The following is an 831-nucleotide window of genomic DNA, read 5'->3' on the forward strand; positions in this document are numbered from 1 at the left end:
GCAGCAAGGTCTGAGTTCGCATACGGTGGCAAGTTACCGTGACACGTTCCGGCTGCTGCTAGCGTTCGCCACGAAACAGATCGGGCGCGCGCCGTCGAAGCTGCGAATCGAGGACTTCGACGTATCGTTGATCGAGGAATTCCTGCAGCACCTCGAACGCGGCGGAGGCAATTCGGTGCGCACACGCAACACGCGGCTTGCCGCCGTGCATGCCTTCTTCCGGTTCGTCGCGGTCAGTGAGCCTGCGTTGTTTCTGCAGTGTCAGCGCATTCTTGCAATCCCATCCAAACGCTGCGAGCACGGCCCAGTTGAGTTTCTGACCGAGAGCGAGGCCGCCGCTCTGGTAGGGGCGCCTGACGTACGAAACTGGATCGGCAACCGCGACCGAACGCTGCTTCTTGTAGCGGTTCAAACGGGTCTGCGCAACAGCGAATTGTCCGCACTCCGGCGTCAGGATGTGACGCTCGGCACAGGCGCCCACGTTCGTTGCCTCGGCAAAGGCAGAAAGATGAGATGCACTGCGCTGCGACCGGATGTAGTTGCCGTCCTGAAACAGTGGCTGCTGTATCAACCAGGCGAACCAGGCGATCCGGTCTTCCCCAGTTCGCGCGGTGGTCACCTCAGTGCCGATGCCCTTCAGCGACTCGTGTCGCGCAACGCCGAAATCGCGCGCCTCTCGTGCCCCTCGCTGAAGAAGAAATCAATAACGCCTCATACGCTTCGGCACACGGCCGCGATGAGCCTGATGCATCACGGCGTTGACCTGACCGTGATCGCGCTCTGGCTCGGGCACGAGTCCTCCGAGACTACTCAGATCTATTTGCACGCCGA

The 831-nt window shown here is 61.1% G+C and carries 1 protein-coding gene; it reads left to right on the forward strand.

Features of this window, described 5'->3' with window-relative positions; translation table 11 throughout:
- Positions 1–831: tyrosine-type recombinase/integrase (locus HV796_RS42845; RefSeq protein WP_175233627.1), on the forward strand; the 831-nt coding region annotated here is incomplete at both ends.

This window comes from Paraburkholderia humisilvae, assembly GCF_902859855.1.
In the GTDB taxonomy this organism is placed as follows: Bacteria; Pseudomonadota; Gammaproteobacteria; order Burkholderiales; family Burkholderiaceae; genus Paraburkholderia; species Paraburkholderia humisilvae.